We start from the raw sequence: 19730 nt of genomic DNA, 5'->3' as shown, positions 1-19730 counted from the left end.
TGGTAAATTTTTACGTATTATATATTAAGAGGGAAAAAGAGAAGAATGGCTGAAAATCTGAAATTTGAAATCGTAGAGCACTTAATCGAGCTCTCAAGCACTGCCTCAGGCTGGACAAAAGAGCTTAACCGGGTCTCATGGAACGGTGCTGAGCCGAAATATGACCTGCGCGCATGGTCCCCCGACCATCAAAAAATGGGCAAAGGCATCACTCTGTCCACTGAAGAATTTGCAAAATTAGTAAAAGAGCTGAAAAATGAATAGTCAGCTCTTTTAGCTTAAGAACAGCGACGCGACAATCAGGCAGATATACATCACAGTCGTGACCAGTGAGAGAATCCGCCAGAAATGCCGGAAGAAAACCGCGAATCGGAATTCTTTGTAGTAGAAAAGGTCAAGAAGCAGCAGCACCAGGCCGATTCCGGAAATCAGCATCAGGTAATACGGCAGAATCGAAAAACCTGTGGCGTTTTTTGTGAAGCCTTCAAGTCCGAAAATCAGAAAAATCAGGCAAACATCAATCACCTTGATTTTGGTATAGCGCTTCAATTTGAGCAGACGAAAAATGAGCTTCAGAATGACGAAAACGATAATCGGGAAGAACAGGATAAGAAGCTTCGTAAATATACTCATAGTTAATTATATCATTATTCTGACAGGTCTGTAAAGCTGGCAGCCACAAATTCGGCCAGCCGTTTCGGGTTAACTTTTACGGAACGGCCGACTTCGCCGGCTGAGACCACAATGAAATCCCGATTTTCTGCGGCCTGCTCAAAGAAAATGGGAAAAGCCTTCGTCTGGTGAATGCCGACCGGATTGTTAGCGCCATGTACGTAACCGGTAGTTCTCTGCAAGTCCTTCTGCGGAATCATGCTGACCTTCTTGTTGCCGGAGACAGCGGCCAGTTTTTTCTCAGCCAGGTGAGCTGTAATCGGCAGAATCCCAATCAGAGGCCCAGTTTTATCGCCAGTTAAGGCTAAAGTCTTGTAAACATCGGATTTGACCAGACCATCAGGCAAATTGTCAGGTTCCTCAAGCGCATTGAAAGCCAAGCTTTCATAAGGAATTTTCGCCTTGTCAAGAATCTGCTCGACCAGCGTCTTTTTCAGCTTTTCTTTTTTGGACATGCTTTAATTATAGCAGACAATAAGTCAATGAGGGAGTGTGAGTGACAAGAACACTCAAATTTTTATTTTTTGGTTTGGAAAATACGCGGAGCGGCCTTGTAAATCAGACCTAGGATAATAAGTGCTGCCGCCGCAGTCAGAATACCGGACACAGTATTCACAAAAAGCGAATAAATCCAGGCTGACCAGCCTTTCCATGCATATTGAGACCAAAAAACAATTCCTGCGATAAAGTGGAAAAAATACTTTGCAGAAATACCAAGAAGCGTGGCGTAGAGTATTTTTGTGAACTTTAACGTTGACTTCGTATTGAAAATTCCGCCGAGTCCAAGAGAAACAGGGGCAACCACATATTCCAGGAAAGCTTGAGCCGCCGAAAGCGGCGTGACCTCCCCCAGAACAATCGCCAGCAGCCCATAAAGCAAGCCGGCAATGAGTCCCCAGGCAAGTCCGCGCCGAATCGCCAGCAAGAGCAGCGGAATCACCGTCAGCTCAATATAAAAAGTCTGGGCATAATTGATAGAAACAATACTCAGAATCAGCGCAACAGCCACGAAAACAGCCGTTTCCGCCAGTGGCAGAATCTTAGAATTTGTCATGTAAAAAATCTCCTTCTATACACAAAAGGAGGGTTTGTTTGAGCTGAGGCGACGCAAAAACCGCCTTCACATCCCGACGCGCGCATTACCGCGATCCGGTCAGATGGACTCTCTCAGCTGCGGCTATCCGCAGCACCCATTGTGTAGGTTTATTATAACTTATTCTTGCTGAGGATGCAAAGAACTTGCGCAAAATCAAAATTTTCAGAAAAATAATCTTTTTACTTGACAAATAGAAAAAATTAAGTTAGACTTATTCCAAGATTTACAAATACTGAAATAAGCTGATCGGGAAAGTAGTGGACGGTCGCCAGCAGAGGGAGCCTGCGTTGAGTGAAAGCAGGACTGGCAAAGAACACGAAAATGGCCTGAGATTAGGTAGGATGAACGTTAAATCGTTAGTTTTATCCGGAGTTGTTCACGTTAACGAACTCAACATTTAGAAGTGCACTCTGATGTTGCTGAGGCGTTTTTTCTTTACAAGATGGTAAGAAAAGATAAAATGTGAAACAGAATGGTACCACGACTTTGAATAAATATCAAAGCCCGTTTCTGAAATATTTTTAGATATTTTAGAAGCGGGCTTATTTTATTTATCTGTATTTGTAAATCCCAAACGAACTTTATTAACGAACTTAATCCCAAAGGAGAATCAACATCATGAAAAAATCATCATTACTTACATTAGTCGTTGCAGGCGTGGCTCTGCTCACACTGACAGCCTGCAGCTCGTCCTCAAAATCCGGCTCAAGCAGCCGCACCTACACTATCGGCGTGGCCTCTGACCTTGAAAAACAAGAGTGGCAGCTGGTCGCAAAGAATGTTAAATCCGAAGGCATTACTTTAAAAATAAAGGAATTCACGGACTACACGCAGGAAAACCCGGCCACTGCGGACGGAAACCTTGACCTGAACGGTTTCCAGACCAAAGCCTATTTGGACAACTGGAACAAGCAGAATAAAGGGGACTTGGTAAGTATCGGCTGGACCTACATTTCGCCGCTGGGCCTCTATTCTGACACGCTGAAAGATGTGAAAGACATCAAGTCGGGCGATACAATCGCAATCCCGAATGATGTGACGAACGGCGGCCGTGCCGTCAATCTGCTGGCTGGCGCAGGTCTGGTAACATTGAAAGATGGTGCTCCGGCCATTCCGTCGGTGAAAGACATTGCCGACAAAAAAGGCCTTACAATCAAGACGCTGGACCCTTCGCAGATTGCGGCAGCATTGCCTGATGTGACAGCGGCCGTGATTAACACGAACTACGTTCAGACGCAGCTGAAAAAAACGCCAGAAGATGCGATTTATGTCGACACAGACCATGCCACATCACTAGGTGACGAGTTCAAGAACCTTGTGGCCGTGAAATCTGAGAATAAGAACAAGAAGGACTTCAAAACGCTGGTTAAGGCTTATCAAACCGATAAAGTCCGCGAGATTATAAAATCCGGCGGTGATACTTCAGCTTGGGACTTAAAAGATTAATCCGGCAAAGTTCCATTTCACCAAAAAGAAATTAGTAGCGTAGAATGATAGAGATGATAAATTTAAAAAACATTACAGTCCAATTTTCGCAAAAAAAGCGGGAAGTGGTCGCAGTCAAGGATGTCTCGCTGGAAGTTGAAGCGGGCGACATTTACGGCATCGTGGGCTACTCAGGCGCGGGCAAATCGACACTGGTGCGGGTGATTAACCTCCTGCAAAAGCCAGTGTCGGGCTCCGTCGAGGTGGACGGCAAAAACCTGCTCGCTTTGAGCGCCTCGCAGCTGCGGGAAGAGCGCAAAAAAATCGGCATGATTTTCCAGCACTTTAATCTGATGGCGTCACGCACAATTGCGCAGAATGTCGAATTTCCACTGGCCGGCAGCGGCCTGTCTAAAGCCGAACGTCAGAAAAAGGTCGAAAATCTGCTCGATTTAGTGGGCATTCTGGACAAAAAAGATGCCTACCCTGAGCAGCTTTCCGGCGGTCAGAAGCAGCGTGTGGCTGTTGCGCGCGCCTTGGCGAATGACCCGAAGATTCTGCTCTGTGATGAAGCCACGTCGGCTCTGGACCCGAAGACAACTTTGGCAGTGCTGGATTTACTTCGGGAAATCAACCGCAAGCTGGGCATTACGATTGTTCTGATTACGCATGAAATGCAAGTCGTCAAAGAAATCTGCAACAAGGTGGCCGTGATGGAGAATGGACGCTTGATTGAGCACGGCTCGGCCATTGAGATTTTCAGCGCGCCGAAGCAGCCGCTGACGATTGATTTCATCCGCACCGCGACGCACGTGGACCAGGCGGAAGCCAGTATCTTTGTGAATGCGCCGGGGGCTAGCGTCTATGAGCTGAAGTTTTCAGGCGAGAGTTCGTCTGAGCCTGTGATTATCGAGCTTTTCAAGCGTTTTGGACTGACTGCGTCAATTCTCTACGGCAATATTGAGTATATTCAAAATACGCCTCTAGGCACACTGCTGGTCAGCTTTGACAAAGAAGTCAATTTTGCTGAAATTTCGGATTATCTTGATGGACAAAATGTCAAGATTCGTCAAGTGGACAAGTCTGAGGTAGAAGAAAGTGAGGACGCAAATGTTTGATAGACTTTTCCCGAATGTGCCCCAGTACTGGCCGGACTTCGGCCAGGCGACGATTGACACGATTCTGATGACGCTTTTCACCATGATTATTGCTGGGATTCTAGGCATTCTTCTGGGCGTGATTCTGCTGTCAACCAATGAAAACGGGCTGACGCCGAACCGGGTGATTTATCTGATTTTGGACAAAATCGTCGATATTGGCCGAGCCATTCCATTTATTATTCTGCTGGTGGCCATCATTCCCTTCACGCGACTGCTCGTGGGCACGTCGATTGGAACGGCTGCAGTGACTGTGCCTATCGTGGTCGGGACAATTCCATTTTTTGCACGCATGGTCCAAAATAGCCTGATGGAAGTCGACTCTGGCGTGGTTGAAGCGGCGCGAGCCATGGGAACCAGCAATCTTGGCATCATTTTCCGTGTCTACCTGAAAGAAGGACTCGTGCCGATTCTGCGCGACCTTAACTTTACGACGATTTCGGTGATTGGCCTGACGGCAATGGCAGGGATTGTCGGGGGCGGCGGGCTTGGCAACATGGCCGTCCAATACGGCTATCAGCGCGGCCAGAATGATGTGACTTTCTTTGCGCTGGTACTGGTTCTGATTTTCGTTTTTATCACTCAAATTTTGGGGAACCTTTTGATTAAGTTAGTTCTGCACGGCAGAAAAGCCTGATAGAATTAGATTTCTCAGAATTAATAAATTTACAAAGGAGAGAATTTTATGAGTAACAAGTTTCAAATCGTAGGCAGTTTGCTTCGTCCTGAAGCACTGCTTGCTTATAAGCGGCAAATCGAGTCTCGCGATGACATTACCTATCCTTTTTACAAAGATTTTCCAGGCTATGAAGAGGCGGAGACTGAGGCAACAAAGCAAGTCGTGGCGGAAGAAATCAAGCATGGACTTTCAGTCGTTACAGACGGTGAATATTCGAAATCAATGTGGCATTTGGATTTTGTGTGGGGATTCAGCGGGATAGAGCGACTTATTGCAGAACACGGCTATTTCTTCCGTGACAAAGACAATCATGGGCATTACGAAACACGGCGCGACATCGGCCTTAAGATTACAGCACCTTTATCCGGCAAAAATCATCATTTCATTGAGGTTTATAAAAGACTTGCTGAAATTGCACCGGCTGGAACGACGCTGAAGCAGTGCATTTGGGCGCCGGCGCATGCTTATACTGAACTTGCGGTATTTGACAAATTAGCAGGCGAAGGGCAGGTTTACGCAGATAATGCAGCATTGAAAGATGGGCTTATTAACGCTTATAAAGAATTTATCACGGAATTTGCAGCAATTGGTGGTAAGATTTTACAATTTGATGACTGTTTATGGGAACTTTTTGCGTCAGACAATGACAATTCTCCTTTTACAGGAGAGATAGACTCACCTGAAATAAAAGGAATTGCTGAAGAATTTGTCGCTATTAACAACGAAGTCATTGATTTCGGTCATTCACTGGGGTTGACCATCTGGACGCACAACTGCCGCGGGAATTATGAAAGCCGTAATATGGGCGGCGGCTCCTACGCTGAAATCGCAAAGCTTTTTCTGGGAGGTCAGCACTATGACCGTTTCTTCCTCGAATGGGACGACAATCGTGCCGGCTCGCTAGAAGCCCTTTCCGCCTTCAAAGACAGGCCTGATACTGAAATTGTACTTGGCTTGCTGTCTTCAAAAACAAATACACTGGACGATGAGGGGCGTGTTGTTCAGCTGTTGGATGAAGCAGCGAAGATTATTCCAAAAGAGCGCTTGTTCCTTTCCCACCAATGCGGTTTTGCCTCGTGCGACGGTGGTAACGAACTAAGTGAAGCTGAGCAGTGGGAAAAGATTGACCAAGGCCAGCAGATTGCCTTCCGTTACTGGGGAGAGTAGTTTTTAGAGATTCTGATTACAAGAAACTGTCAATTTCGGCAGTTTTTTGCTATAATTAAGATTGTTAAAAAAGAAACAAGATGTGAAACACGCCCGCTTTGAAGCGTAGTAAATTACCCCCTAAAGGGGAAAGCAATCTGTAAGCGGCTGAAGCCGCAACAGCCTGCTTTTCTATTTTCCTAGCTTCAGGCGTGTTGAACTCAATCAAAAACAAGGAGACAATATATGTCAAAATTAGTATTTGCCCGTCACGGCGAGTCTGAATGGAACCTTGCCAACCTCTTTACAGGCTGGGCAGATGTCGATTTATCCGAAAAGGGAACACAGCAGGCCATTGATGCCGGCAAGTTGATTAAGAAACACGGCATTGAGTTTGATATCGCTTATACATCCGTGCTGAAACGTGCCATTAAGACGACTGACCTGGCACTTGAGTACTCAGACCAGATGTGGGTACCAGTGATTAAGTCATGGCGTCTGAATGAGCGTCATTACGGCGGCCTGACAGGCTTGAACAAAGATGATGCCCGTGCAAAATGGGGGGCTGACCAGGTTCAGATCTGGCGCCGTTCATACGACACTTTGCCTCCAATGATGGCGCATGATGACCAGTATTCAGCTCACAATGACCGTCGCTACGCTGATTTGGAAGATTCACTGATTCCTGATGGTGAAAACCTTAAAGTGACACTTGAGCGCGCACTGCCTTTCTGGGAAGATGAAATTGCTCCAGCGCTGCTTTCAGGTAAAACTGTTTTTGTCGGTGCGCACGGCAACTCAATCCGCGCACTGGTTAAGCACATCAAAAAGCTTGGCGATGATGAAATCATGGGCGTTGAAATTCCAAATTTCCCGCCATTGGTATTCGAATTTGATGAGAAATTGAATCTCACAAAAGAATATTATCTTGACTAAAAATTTTAGAAAATCACTCGTTTGAAGTGATTTTCTTTTACTAAAAATTCCGTCGAAATTGTGGTAAAATGATAGAAATGTCTAGGAAAAATCGGCGAGAAAACCAGAAGCGGGCGGATAAGAAGAAAAAAGAGCCCTCTATTAATTTGCGCGTGAACATCTTGTTCACGGTTATTTTCGCACTTTTTCTGGTTCTAATCGGCCGCCTTTACTATATGCAGGTGATTGACCGGCAGTTTTATGCGGATAAACTCAAGGAAAACGGGATTGATACGACCATCAAAACCAGTTCGCCGCGCGGTCAGGTTTTTGATGCTAAAGGAAAGCTGCTGGCTTCAACGTCAACGGTTCCATCGGTTACATTTACGCGGGGGAGTGGCATTACTGCTGAAAACATGCATAACAATGCGGTGAAACTTGTGCCGCTGCTGCGTGATTTTATTGATGCTAAGGACTTATCTGACTACGACAAAAAAGATTATTATTTGTCGGACCCGGCCAATCTTAAAAGCATTGCAGCAAAGCTCCCGGCCAGTAAGCTGGTGGACAAAAACGGCAAACGGCTGACGGAGGCTGAAAAATATGCCCAGTACATCAAACTGGTTTCTGATGACCAAATTCAGTATCAAGGCGATGATGAGTTAGCGGCAGAGCTTTACAAGCTGATGAACGGGACACAGGCTTTTGCGACGTCCAATATTGTCTCAGGAGATATTCCTGCGGATATTCTGGCAAAAGTTGGTTCTCAGCAGGGAGATTATCCGGGAATTTCTGTAGGAACAAACTGGGACTACAATATTGACGATAATAATCTGCTTACTCCATTGTTGGGTAATATTTCCACTTCAAAGGCCGGCCTTCCTGATAATCCTGAAAATAAAACTTTACCTACAATTGAAGAATATAAGAAAATGGGTTATTCAATGAATGACCGTGTCGGGACTTCTTATCTCCAGCAGGGCTATGAGAGTATACTTCAGGGCAAGCGTGAAATCACGAAGATTGCGGTAGATTCAAAGGGAAATATCAAGTCAAAGACCGTGACCCAAGAGGGGGCACAGGGGAAAAACCTCAAGCTGACGGTTGATTTGGATTTTGAGAATGCTGTTCAGGGAATATTGCAGAATGCAATGAATACGATAACGGCGTCAGCTAATCCTTATTCTAAAGGCGTGTATGCAGTTGTGCTGAACTCTCAGACGGGTGCGATTCTTTCAATGAATGGCATTCAGAGGGACCCGGAGACTGGGGAGCAAAAAACGAGTTCACTCTATCCGATGACGAACCAATATATTCCGGGTTCCACTGTGAAGCCGGGAACTTTGACGGCCGGCTGGGAAAGCGGTGCGATTTCAGGCAATCAAGTGATTACCAGTCAGCCGATTCAGCTGGCCGGCTCAAATCCGATTCGAGACTGGAATTCTTATGGTTTTGGTGCTATTCGTGCGGACGAAGCACTTGAGATGTCCTCAAATACTTATATGGTTCAGGTCGCTTTGAAGATGCTGGGACAGAATTACACGCCAAACATGATGGTCAGCACCACAAACCGTGTCAAGGCCTATGATGAGATACGTTCAGCCTTTGGTCAGTACGGTCTTGGAACTTCCACAGGACTTGATATTCCAGGAGGCAGTACGGGACTAGTCCATTCAACAGCAGATAGTAAATATACAACAGTGGCGAATTTACTGCTTGAATCTTTCGGCCAGTTTGATACTTATACACCGCTTCAGCTGGCTCAGTTTGCTCAGACAATTGCCAATAACGGCAAGCGGCTCGCGCCGCACATTGTCGAAGGCATCTACACGAGCACTGACAGCAGCCTTGGCAAAGAAGAAAGCCAGATTAAGCCGAAAGAACTGAATCAGGTGAATATTTCGCAGGATTTGATGGATATTATACATCTTGGTATGAAAGAAGTGGTTTACGGCCCTTCAGGTAATCGAACTGGTGCAGAGGTTGCTGCTGGTGCACAGACAGAAATTTATGCCAAAACCGGTACTTCTGAGAGCCTCGCACCTGACGGCAGCATCAGCTTGACAGTCAATAATGTGATTGGCTTTGCGCCGGGTCCAAATCCGCAAATCGCTGTCGGCATCATGATTCCGGATTTGTCCGCTGATATGCACATTAACCAGACAGTTTTAACACAGATTGTCAACAAGGCCATTGAAATGAAGGTGATAAAATAAATGTACTACCCCGAACAATTGGCCAAACTCATCGAAAGTTTCCAGAAACTCCCGCAGATTGGTCAGAAAACCGCAACGCGCCTGGCTTTTCACGTTATCGGCATGCAGGACCAGGATGTCAATGATTTTGCGGCTAACTTGCTGGCTGCCAAGCGTGAGCTGCAGTACTGCAAAATTTGCGGCAATCTGGCCGGCGGCGAAATCTGTGATGTCTGTGCAGACCCGACGCGTGACAAAACTAAAATTCTCGTCGTCGAAGAAATCCGTGATGTCACTGTTTTCGAGCGGGTCGGCGAATACCACGGCCTCTACCATGTCCTGCACGGCACGATTTCAGTCTTTGACAATGTGACGCCGGACGACATCAATATTAAGAGCCTCATCACACGGCTGATGGACCAGACGGTCGAAGAAGTCATTCTGGCGACGAATGCCACCAGCGAAGGTGAGACAACTGCCATGTATTTGTCCAGATTGATTAAGCCGGCCGGCATCAGAGTGACACGGCTGGCACGCGGTCTGGCGGTCGGCTCGGACATCGAGTATGCCAACGAAGTCACATTAATTAATGCGATTGAAAATAGACAAGAAATATAAAATCGGAAAGGAAATGGCCGAGCGCTTGCGCGAATGCTATTTAATAAAAAAATTTTGAAGGAAAAACTTATTATATTGTATGGCGGCCGCAGTGCCGAGAAAAAAGTTTCTGTACTGTCTGCCCAAAATGTCATCGCGGCAGCTGACAAGGAAAAATTCACCGTCAGCGCTTATTTTATCTCGGACAAGGGCCGTTTTTACCGTGTCCATGACCTGTCAGAGCTGTTGACAAACGACAGGCTTGCAGGGGAGACGCCCATTCTGCCAGGGGAGATTTATGAGGAGGGTGCCGTCGTTTTGCCGATTTTGCACGGTCCTATGGGTGAAGACGGGACAATTCAGGGATTTCTGGAAATACTGGGCATGCCGTATGTAGGACCTAATGTACTGGCGGCCTCAAGCACAATGGACAAACTCCTTGCAAAACTGGTTTTCCAGGCGCTGAACATTCCCCAGCTCCCATACGTCGCCGCACTGGCTGGTGAGGAAAACTGGAAAATTGTCGAAGAGGTCGCAGCCAAGCTGAAATTCCCTGTTTTTGTCAAGCCCGCCAACATGGGCTCGAGCGTCGGCATCAGCCGGGTGGATAATATTGGTGAGCTGACGCCGGCTTTGGACGAAGCGTTCAAGTTTGACCAGCGTATCGTGATTGAGCAGGGTGTGGTCAATGCGCGTGAAATCGAGTGCGCGATGCTCGGAAACGGCAATTCTGTAAAGGCCGCTTTTCCGGGCGAAATTGTCAAAGATGTCGATTTTTATGACTACAGGTCAAAATACATTGACAACAAAATTGAAATGGCGATTCCGGCCGAGATTCCGGTCGAGCTTGCTGAGAGGATTCAGAGCTATGCGGTAGAGGCCTACAAGGCTGTCAACGGTGCTGGAATGGCGCGCTGCGACTTTTTCCTGGACAAGGACGGCAACCTTTATCTGAACGAAATTAATTCAATTCCTGGCTTCACCAAGTGGTCGATGTATCCGCTGCTCTGGGATAACATGGGTCTGCCTTATCCGGAGTTGATTGAGAAGCTGGTTGAACTTGGAAAATCTGCTTTTGAGCTGCGTGAAGCGCATCTGGCGGACTAAAACGCCTGAAAGGCATAAAGAAACAGGCAAGTTCCTGTTTTTTTGGTAAAATACTATTATGGATTTAACTTTACATGAAATCGGCCGTGCGATTGGCGCGACAAATGATTTTACAAAATTTGAGGATATAAAGCTCGAAAAGCTCGAGTTTGACAGCCGCAAAATCAGCGACGGCGACATTTTTCTGCCGCTAAAAGGTGCGCGTGACGGCCATGACTTTATCGGCACAGCCTTCAGAAAAGGCGCAGCCGCAGTCATTTCCGAGATTCCCGCGGCATGGCCCTACCTGCAGGTTGCGGACACAAAAGCCGCCCTGCAGCAGCTAGCCCAATACTATCTGGAGAAGCAGAAGCCGGATGTCATCGCAATCACCGGCTCAAACGGCAAAACCACGACGAAAGACATGACAGCAGCCGTACTGGCTGCCAAATACAGGACTTACAAAACCCAGGGCAACTACAACAACGACATCGGCCTGCCCTACACCATTTTGTCCATGCCAGCGGATACCGAGAAGCTGGTCCTGGAGATGGGCATGGACAGACCGGGCGAGATTGACTTTTTGTCAAAGCTGGCGCGCCCTAAGATTGCATTGATTACTTTGATAGGTGAATCCCATTTAGAGTTTTTCGGCAGCCGGCGTGAAATAGCCCGCGGAAAAATGGGTATCACAGCAGGCATGTCGCGTCAGAACCCGCTAATTGCCCCTGCAGACCCCATCATCAATGAATTCATCCCGGAAAATCAGAAAATCATCCGCTTCGGTACAGACAAAGACGAACTTTACCTGACCAAACTCACAGAGCGCCGCGACAACCTGACTTTCGAGACAAACTTCCTCAATCAGGCCATCACAATTCCCGTGCCAGGCAAATTTAACGCGACCAATGCCATGCTGGCAGCCTACGTCGGCAAACTGGAAAATGTCGCCGAAGACGAAATACATAAAGCTCTGGACAAAGTTGAACTGACGAAGAATCGCACCCAGTGGCTCAAAGCAGCTAACGGCGCAGACATCCTGTCAGACGTCTACAATGCAAACCCCACAGCCATGAAATTGATTCTGGAAACTTTCCAGACCATCCCAGCCAACCAGCCCGCCGGCCGTAAAATCGCTGTGCTCGCAGATATGCTGGAATTAGGCCCAGAAGCGCCCGCGATGCATGCCAGCGTAGCAGAAGTGATAAATCCTGAGCTGCTGGACGAAATCTACCTCTACGGCCCTCTGATGGCAAATTTGGCCGAAGTTCTGCCTGCCGCCCATTATTTCACTGATTTTGATGCGCTCCAGACAGCGCTGGTCAATGAAATCCAAGCCAGTGACCAGGTCCTGTTAAAAGGCTCTAACAGCATGGGGCTGGCCAAAATTGTCCTGACTTTAACTGGCGAATAATTTGGCGAAACAACTGAATATCCGAATTTGGCGTTCTCGTTTTATAATGAGAACGCTTTTTTGCATAGCTATAAATAAAATATGCGTAATTTTATACTTTTTTTACATTTTTCTGACTTTTCAGTTGACTTTAAGAAAATTTTAAGTATAATTGAGAATGTAACTCAATTTTCAGAAAACTTCAACCGCAAACATGAAACTATTTTAGGAGGGAAAACACATGAAAAACTGGAAAAAAATAACACTCTCTGCCGCTGCAGCGACCTTGGCTGCATTGACGCTGACAGCTTGCTCTTCTGGCGGCTCAACATCCGGCAGCAGCTCTAGCGACGGCTCACGTAACCCGAAATTTGCTATCCCGGCAGATATCAACACGATTGACCAGTCTATTGCGACCGACCAGTACTCAAACACAGTCATCGGCAACACAAACGAAGGCTTGGCGCGTGTCAATGAAGACGGTGAAGCTGTACCTGCCTTGGCCAAAACAATTGATGTTTCCAGCGACGGCTTGACTTATACAATTACGCTGCGTGACGGCTTGAAATGGTCAAACGGCGATGCTTTGACGGCAAAGGACTTTGTCTTTTCCTGGCAGCGCGGTGTTGACCCGGCAACTGCTTCAGAGTACGCCTATTTGATGACAAATCTTAAAAATGCCCAGTCTATTATGGACGGAAAAATGGACAAGAGTGAACTAGGTGTCAAAGCTGAGTCTGACACGAAACTCATTGTCACACTTGAGGCACCGACTCCTTACCTGAAATTCCTGTTTGCACAGGCCATCTTCATGCCAGAAAACCAGTCCGTCGTTGAAAAATACGGCAAGCAGTACGGCACCAGCTCAGACAAAATGGTCTACAGCGGTCCTTACAAGTTTGGCGATAAAGACGGCTGGAACGGCTCAAACAAAGAATTTACCATTGTCAAAAATGATAACTACTACGATGCAAAATCGGTAAAGAGCAAAGCCATTGACATTCAGGTCATCTCAGACGGCCAGACAGCTGCTGAACTCTTTAAGCAAGATAAAATCGATTTGGCATTCTTGAACACGACTGACCTAGTTAAGGCCAATAAAAACGACAAGGCATATACTATTTTCAATCAGGCGCGTACAGACTATCTGGAGTACAACCAGGTGGATGTTCCAGCCTTGAAGAATCAGAATATCCGTGAAGCTCTGAATTTGGCCACAAACCGTCAAGGCGTCATCGATGTTGCCGCTCCCGGCTCCACTCCTGCAACAAGCTTCTCTCCAGTGGGCTTAAGCAAGACAGCTGACGGACAAGACTTTGCAAAATATGTCAAACAGGACTATACCTACGATGCTGATGCAGCAAAGAAAGCCTGGACTGCCGGACTTAAGGAGCTAGGCACAGATAAAGTTACGCTGTCGCTTGAAGCAGCCAGCGATTTGCCGATTTCTAAATCCACAGCTGAATACCTCAAGCAAAACTGGGAGAAGAACTTGCCTGGCTTAACAGTTGACCTGAAGCTTGTGCCTTTCAAGCAGCGTCTTGAGGACTCTAAGAACTACAATTTCGATGTTGTATTGTCCGGTTGGGGTGGTGACTATGCTGAGCCTACAACCTTCCTGAATATGTTTATCACAGGCAATTCATACAACTACGGCCGATTCTCATCCGCTGACTATGATACAGCGTACGAGAAAGCTTCAACTCTGCCGGATGTTACCGACCCAGCAGCATTGGATGCAGACTACAAGGCTTGTGAGACGGCACTCTTTGAGGGCTCGTACATCAACCCGATTGACTTCCAGGCGACGCCTGCGCTTATGAACACCCAGCTGAAAGGCTTTGCTTTCCATTCGACAGGTCTGAACTATGACTTCAAGACGGTTCAATGGAAAAAATAAGTGAGCAGCTTTCACTTGTAATTTGTTAGTTTTATTGACGTTAGAACATTTATAAAATAAACAGTCTTCTTCATTTTTAAAGTTTGAAGTGGGCTGTTTTTAATTGTCTATAATTTATAATGTTTGTAGATTTTACTCCAATATGCTATAATTCAATAGTTATTCAAATTAAATAAAGCCAAGCGCAATAAATTTTTCCACTACTGTGGAGCGCGAACGCTATTTAGAGGAGAAAAAATGTCTAAAAATGACGAAACAGTTTCAACTATTGAAGTTGAAGTTGAAAAAGTTAACGTAACTACTGATGAAGAAACTCTGAAAATCAGTGCATTATTAGCCGAATTTATTGGTACTTTCCTGCTTGTTGGTGCTGTCATCAAACTTTCAGGGCTTTCAGGCGTTGGCAACTTATCCGTTGCATTTGTTCTGGTTCTCTTGATTCTGGTCTTTGGTCCAATGTCAGGCGCGCACTTGAATCCTGCGATTTCACTGGCTCTGGCAATCAACAAAAAAGTGAGCTGGGTGAAGGCTCTCGCTTATATCATTGCACAATTACTTGGTGCGGCTGTGGCATTGGGTCTCTTCTATTCAATCTGGAAAGCAGGTCTTGCACAGGCTATCTTTAATTACGCTGCGAACTATTCTAAATCTCAAGGTTCAGCGAATCCAATTGCGAGTGTCGCTAAAGTCGGGGCTTTCGTGAAAGGACAAGGAATGACAATGTCAGGATTTGCAGATCAGATTGGTCTTGGCTTTATCAATGTGACAGTTGCTAAAGGCTCTGAATGGCTGACATTAGCCTACGAAGTGATTGGCGCAGCTATCTTCGGCTTGGGCGTTGGCCATGCCGTCTATGCAGACAACAAGCCAATGTGGGAAACTGGTTTCTCTGTCGGCTTCGGTCTCTTCGCTGGTCTGGGCATTGCTGGTTCAACCGCAGTTCTTAATCCGGCTGTGGCTCTTGCGATTGGTGCTTTTGAAACAAAAGGCAGTCTGGTTTGGGCTGGTTATGTTATCTATATCATTGGTACTTGCCTTGGCATGTACATTGGTATCACGGCATACCGTTTCCTGCGTCAGAAAGCTCTTGCTTAACTTTACTATGAAAGGCGCTTCGGCGCTTTTTTTAATACTGGAGAGAATGGCTTCAATGCAGGAATCCTGCTTTTCTGGTATAATGCAGGTATGAGTTTATTTCTAGATACAGTAAAGATTGAAGTGAGAGCCGGCAAGGGCGGCGATGGTGCCGTGGCTTTCCGGCGTGAAAAATATGTACCGGACGGCGGCCCGGCTGGCGGTGACGGCGGTCGCGGAGGCAGTATTTTCCTGGTTGTTGATGAGGGGCTGAATACCTTGATGGATTTTCGCTATCATCGCATCTGGAAGGGAAATCCTGGCGATAAGGGCATGAATAAAGGCATGCACGGCCGCGGCGCGGAGGATATTTATCTGAAGGTGCCGGAGGGCACGACGGTGAAAGATGCTGAAACGGGTGAAGTTCTGGCGGATTTGCGTCATCAGGGGGATGAATATCTGGCCGCCAAGGGCGGACGCGGGGGTCGAGGAAATATACGTTTCGCGACGCATAAGAATCCTGCGCCTGAGGTGGCTGAAAACGGAGAGCCTGGTGAAGAGAAGACTTTATTGCTGGAGCTGCGTGTTTTGGCGGATGTTGGTTTGATTGGTTTCCCAAGTGTCGGGAAGTCGACTTTACTGTCGGTTATTTCCAATGCACGGCCGAAAATTGGGGCTTATCATTTTACGACCCTGACACCAAATATCGGTATGGTGCGTGTGGGTTACGGCGCGAGTTTTGTAGCGGCGGATATGCCTGGGCTGATAGAGGGCGCACACGCCGGAGCGGGGCTCGGGATTGAGTTTCTGCGTCACATTGAGCGGACGCGTGTCCTGCTGCATGTGATTGATATGAGTGCTGCAGACGGGCGTAATCCTTGGGAAGATTATCTGACGATTAATCAGGAGCTGGAGGACTATAATCTGCGCTTGCTGGAGCGTCCGCAGATTATCGTGGCTAATAAGATGGACCAGCCTGACTCAGTCGAACATTTGCAGGAGTTCAAAGAGAAGCTGACTGAGAAATATGGTGAGTTTTCGGACGATTTACCGCAGATTTTTGAAATTTCTGCCTTGGCGCATACTGGTTTGACCGGCTTGTTGAATGCGACGGTTGAGCTACTGGAGAAGACGCCGGAGTTCCCGCTTTATGAGATTGAACTGCCGGACCAGACGACGGCCTACTATGGCTTTGATGAAGATGAGTCTGGTGCGGCTAAACGGGAATTCACGGTTTATCAGGAAAATGACTCAACCTGGGTGCTGGGCGGCGAGAAATTGGAGCGTCTGTTTAAGATGACCAATTTTGACCATGATGAGTCGGTCATGAAGTTTGCGCGGCAGCTGCGGGCAATGGGTGTCGATGAGGAATTGCGTGCTCGCGGGGCTCGCGATGGTGACACGGTGCGCATCGAGAAATTTGAGTTTGACTTTGTTGATTAGAATTTAGCAGATGAAAGCTGGTAAGACATGAAAATTATTTCAAATCGTGATAAAGATGGAAATTTTGTTGGAGCTGCGGATGCTTGGACGGAGGAAAAAATCGAGGAATTGATGAAAAAGTACAATCCTAACGGCAAGCTCTGGTACTCGACGAAAAATAAAATGAACAAGAATGATGAATCAGTGAAACAAGCCGAGCCCTCGGGTGAACGCTATTCCAAGGAGAAGAATTGATTTGACAGAAAAAAGTTCTGAGTTTATATTAAAAAATCCAACTGATGCACCCCTGTTGTTTGGGGCTGAGGATAAATATCTTAAGTTTCTGGAATCAGCACTTAAAGTCACGATTAATTTTCGTGGTGAAACAGTGCAGATTACTGGTGAGCAGTCGGAAGAAGCACGGCAGGTGCTGGAGGCTCTGCTGGTGCTGATTAGCCGCGGTCTGCCGGTTCATACGCCTGAGGTGGCAATTGCTGTGAAGATGGTGCTGGACGGAGAGCTGGCCAATTTTACGGCGCTGTATGAGGTTATGCTGACAAAAGATGCCGACGGCAGACCTATTCGTGTGAAAAATTTAGGCCAGAAGACTTATGTGGACAGTGTCAAGACGCATGATATTGTCTTCGGTATTGGTCCTGCAGGTACAGGAAAGACTTTTCTGGCTGTGGTCATGGCTGTTCAGGCGATGCGCAACGGCGCGGTCAAGCGGATTATTCTGACGCGGCCGGCTGTTGAGGCGGGCGAGAATCTCGGTTTTCTGCCGGGTGATTTGCAGGAAAAAGTGGACCCTTATCTGCGGCCGATTTATGACGCACTTTACCAGATTCTCGGGAAGACTGGTACGGAGCGCCTGATGGAGCGCGGAATCATTGAAATTGCGCCGCTGGCTTATATGCGCGGTCGTACTTTGGATGACGCTTTTGTGATTCTAGATGAGGCTCAGAATACAACTGTGATGCAGATGAAGATGTTTCTGACACGTCTGGGCTTCGGCTCGAAGATGATTGTTAATGGGGATATTTCACAGATTGATTTGCCGCGGAATGCTAAATCTGGTCTGATTGATGCGAGGGAAAAGCTGACGCATTTGACGGACATTGATTTTGTTTATTTCACGGCGCGTGATGTGGTGCGCCATCCAGTGGTGGCAGAGATTATCCGGGCTTATGAGGTCGCAGACGAGAGTTGAGCGCATTGGCGTGTTGATTTGTAAATAGAAAGTGAACATAATGTACGTAGAGTTAACGGATGAAACGGGCAATGTGAGTTCTGCCATTATTGAACAGACAGAAAAGCTGCTGGCTTTTGCGGCGGATTATCTTAAGCTGCCGAAGTCTAAGGAAATGTCTGTTACTTTTGTTGAAAATGCGCGCTCGCGGGAAATTAACAAGGAATTACGCGATACGGATGCGCCGACAGACGTGATTTCGCTGGAATATAAGCCTGATGCTGACTTTTACTTTGATGATGATGAGGAGGCAGACGTGCAAGAGCTGCTTGAGGAGCTAGACCCCTTTATCGGCGAATTGTTCATCAATGTTGACCGGGCGGCTGAGCAGGCGGCAGATTACGGGCATTCAATCGAGCGGGAATACGGCTGGCTCTGCGTGCACGGTTTTCTGCATATTAACGGCTATGACCACTATACGCCCGAGGACGAGGCGGAAATGTTCGGGCTTCAGGAGGAGATTTTAACTGCATATGGCCTCAGTAGATAATTCGTCAGGACCTCAGAAGAGCAGTACTCATGAACTTCATGAACTCGAATCTGATGATGTCAAAGTGTATGAAAAGGGCGATTTTAACACGGAAAAAGGTCAAAGAAGTGACCGTTTGCGCTGGAAAAATGCTAATTTCTATACCAGCCTGCAGTTTGCGCTGACGGGGATTTTTACTGCGGTTAAAGATGAGCCGAACATGCGTAAACATCTGCTTGCGTCTGTGTTGGTGATTATCGCAGGGCTGGTTTTTCAAATCGGCCGGCTGGACTGGGTGATGATTTTTCTGGCACTTTCACTGGTGATTGCGATGGAACTGGTCAATTCGGCGATTGAAAATGTTGTTGATTTGGCGGCGGATTATAATTTTCACATGCGGGCGAAGCGCGCTAAGGATATGGCAGCTGGCGCTGTGCTTGTCATCAGCGGATTTGCAGTGGTGGTGGGACTTTTCGTCTTTCTGCCGCGGATTTGGAGTTTGATTTTTGGCTAATAAAAAGAAAAAAATTATTGTTATCGCTGTCGTTTTGCTGGCAATTCTGGCAGGAATCATTGCACTGGTCTTGCTTACTTCTGGCAATGGAGCAAAAAAGACAACTGTTAGCTCAACGTCTAAAATGGTTTCGAGTTCATCCAGCAGCGTATTCAGCAGCAGTTCGTCAAGTTCATCTTCTGAACAGCCTGCTACTAACGGGAGCTATACAGCAGCAATGGGAGACCGCTTGTCGAGTCAGCCTTTACCTGTTATCGGACAAATTGCCATCCCTGATTTAGGAATTAATCTGCCGGTTTTTGAAGGTGCCGGAGATACGCAGATTCTTTACGGTGCTGGCACAGTCAGTGACAATTCAACCATTGGAACTGGAAATATTGCTTTAGCTTCGCATCACGTGTTCTACATTGCCGGTGCCGACAGCTATCTTTTCAGCCCGTTGACAGGCGCTCAGACTGGTATGATGATTTACATGACAGATGAAACTTATGTTTACAAGTACAAAATCGACAGCCTATTTGTGGTGCCGGATACTGATTTAAGTGTGCTGGACCCAGTTGCGGGGAAGACGGTTGTCACACTGATTTATTGTGTAAACTTTACCGGGCCGGATAGAGCCATTGTGCGCGGGACTCTGGAATCAAAGACGGCTTACGCGGACAGTGACCCTGCTGTTCAGGCCTACTTTGCCGGGCCGTATAATCAAGTTTCTGCAAGTCAGGTGGGAGGCCTCGAATAAAT

General features: G+C 46.9%; 21 protein-coding genes and 1 riboswitch. Of the genes, 18 read left to right on the top strand and 3 right to left on the bottom strand.

All coding sequences use genetic code 11. The annotated features are described in order from the left end of the window. The first annotated feature begins 45 nt into the window (after positions 1-45). On the top strand, positions 46-264 hold the full coding sequence (locus ACYQ2E_RS04420; RefSeq protein ID WP_460016856.1) for a YdbC family protein: 219 nt from the start codon (positions 46-48) through the stop codon (positions 262-264). Between the two features lie 9 nt (positions 265-273). Here ACYQ2E_RS04420 and ACYQ2E_RS04415 read toward each other — a convergent pair whose 3' ends face one another. The 3 genes from ACYQ2E_RS04415 to thiT all read right to left on the bottom strand — a co-directional run bounded on the left by ACYQ2E_RS04415 (position 274) and on the right by thiT (position 1726). Further along, positions 274-633 (bottom strand): DUF3397 family protein, encoded by a 360-nt coding sequence (locus tag ACYQ2E_RS04415; RefSeq protein ID WP_460016855.1) that lies wholly within the window; start codon positions 631-633, stop codon positions 274-276. Positions 634-647: 14 nt separating this feature from the next. After that, positions 648-1127: an aminoacyl-tRNA deacylase gene (locus ACYQ2E_RS04410; RefSeq protein WP_460016854.1), complete on the bottom strand. Its 480-nt coding sequence runs from the start codon at positions 1125-1127 to the stop codon at positions 648-650. A 62-nt stretch (positions 1128-1189) separates the two neighbouring features. Then, positions 1190-1726 (bottom strand): energy-coupled thiamine transporter ThiT, encoded by a 537-nt coding sequence (gene thiT, locus ACYQ2E_RS04405; protein ID WP_460016853.1) that lies wholly within the window; start codon positions 1724-1726, stop codon positions 1190-1192. Between the two features lie 54 nt (positions 1727-1780). Then, positions 1781-1876: riboswitch (TPP riboswitch) on the bottom strand. 510 nt (positions 1877-2386) lie between these two features. On the opposite strand from thiT, the gene ACYQ2E_RS04400 reads away from it, so the two are divergent. From ACYQ2E_RS04400 to ACYQ2E_RS04320, 17 genes are all read left to right on the top strand, one after another. Then, complete coding sequence (locus ACYQ2E_RS04400) at positions 2387-3214, top strand: MetQ/NlpA family ABC transporter substrate-binding protein (protein ID WP_460016852.1); 828 nt, start codon at positions 2387-2389, stop codon at positions 3212-3214. A gap of 53 nt (positions 3215-3267) precedes the next feature. Beyond that, positions 3268-4311 (top strand): methionine ABC transporter ATP-binding protein, encoded by a 1044-nt coding sequence (locus ACYQ2E_RS04395; RefSeq protein WP_460016851.1) that lies wholly within the window; start codon positions 3268-3270, stop codon positions 4309-4311. Next, complete coding sequence (locus ACYQ2E_RS04390; protein WP_460016850.1) at positions 4304-4987, top strand: methionine ABC transporter permease; 684 nt, start codon at positions 4304-4306, stop codon at positions 4985-4987. The genes ACYQ2E_RS04395 and ACYQ2E_RS04390 overlap by 8 nt, the downstream gene beginning before the upstream one ends. Before the next feature lie 48 nt (positions 4988-5035). Then, positions 5036-6196, top strand: coding sequence for a uroporphyrinogen decarboxylase/cobalamine-independent methonine synthase family protein (locus ACYQ2E_RS04385; protein WP_460016849.1), 1161 nt, complete (start codon positions 5036-5038; stop codon positions 6194-6196). 225 nt (positions 6197-6421) lie between these two features. After that, on the top strand, positions 6422-7111 hold the full coding sequence (locus ACYQ2E_RS04380) for a phosphoglycerate mutase (RefSeq protein WP_460016848.1): 690 nt from the start codon (positions 6422-6424) through the stop codon (positions 7109-7111). A 77-nt stretch (positions 7112-7188) separates the two neighbouring features. Then, positions 7189-9306 carry a penicillin-binding transpeptidase domain-containing protein gene (locus ACYQ2E_RS04375; protein WP_460016847.1) on the top strand — a complete coding sequence of 706 codons (2118 nt, stop codon included), beginning with the start codon at positions 7189-7191 and terminating at the stop codon, positions 9304-9306. Beyond that, entirely contained in the window at positions 9307-9903 is a 597-nt protein-coding gene (gene recR / locus ACYQ2E_RS04370; protein WP_460016846.1) for a recombination mediator RecR, read from the top strand. A 51-nt stretch (positions 9904-9954) separates the two neighbouring features. Then, on the top strand, positions 9955-10989 hold the full coding sequence (locus tag ACYQ2E_RS04365) for a D-alanine--D-alanine ligase (protein WP_460016887.1): 1035 nt from the start codon (positions 9955-9957) through the stop codon (positions 10987-10989). A 58-nt stretch (positions 10990-11047) separates the two neighbouring features. Beyond that, positions 11048-12382, top strand: coding sequence for a UDP-N-acetylmuramoyl-tripeptide--D-alanyl-D-alanine ligase (locus ACYQ2E_RS04360; protein WP_460016845.1), 1335 nt, complete (start codon positions 11048-11050; stop codon positions 12380-12382). A gap of 220 nt (positions 12383-12602) precedes the next feature. Then, complete coding sequence (locus tag ACYQ2E_RS04355) at positions 12603-14261, top strand: peptide ABC transporter substrate-binding protein (RefSeq protein WP_460016844.1); 1659 nt, start codon at positions 12603-12605, stop codon at positions 14259-14261. 237 nt (positions 14262-14498) lie between these two features. After that, positions 14499-15356 (top strand): MIP/aquaporin family protein, encoded by an 858-nt coding sequence (locus ACYQ2E_RS04350; RefSeq protein WP_460016843.1) that lies wholly within the window; start codon positions 14499-14501, stop codon positions 15354-15356. A 90-nt stretch (positions 15357-15446) separates the two neighbouring features. Next, a complete protein-coding gene (gene obgE, locus ACYQ2E_RS04345; RefSeq protein ID WP_460016842.1) occupies positions 15447-16778 on the top strand; it encodes a GTPase ObgE in 1332 nt (443 codons plus the stop codon). Positions 16779-16805: 27 nt separating this feature from the next. Then, a complete protein-coding gene (locus tag ACYQ2E_RS04340; protein ID WP_460016841.1) occupies positions 16806-17012 on the top strand; it encodes a hypothetical protein in 207 nt (68 codons plus the stop codon). Between the two features lies 1 nt (position 17013). Further along, entirely contained in the window at positions 17014-17967 is a 954-nt protein-coding gene (locus tag ACYQ2E_RS04335) for a PhoH family protein (RefSeq protein ID WP_460016840.1), read from the top strand. A 40-nt stretch (positions 17968-18007) separates the two neighbouring features. Next, positions 18008-18496: an rRNA maturation RNase YbeY gene (gene ybeY, locus ACYQ2E_RS04330; protein ID WP_460016839.1), complete on the top strand. Its 489-nt coding sequence runs from the start codon at positions 18008-18010 to the stop codon at positions 18494-18496. Beyond that, a complete protein-coding gene (locus ACYQ2E_RS04325) occupies positions 18480-18989 on the top strand; it encodes a diacylglycerol kinase family protein (RefSeq protein WP_460016838.1) in 510 nt (169 codons plus the stop codon). The genes ybeY and ACYQ2E_RS04325 overlap by 17 nt, the downstream gene beginning before the upstream one ends. Further along, a complete protein-coding gene (locus tag ACYQ2E_RS04320) occupies positions 18982-19728 on the top strand; it encodes a class A sortase (RefSeq protein ID WP_460016837.1) in 747 nt (248 codons plus the stop codon). The genes ACYQ2E_RS04325 and ACYQ2E_RS04320 overlap by 8 nt, the downstream gene beginning before the upstream one ends. Positions 19729-19730: the final 2 nt, after the last annotated feature.

This window comes from Lactovum odontotermitis, assembly GCF_054658595.1.
This window is presented reverse-complemented; position numbering and strand designations above follow the sequence as displayed.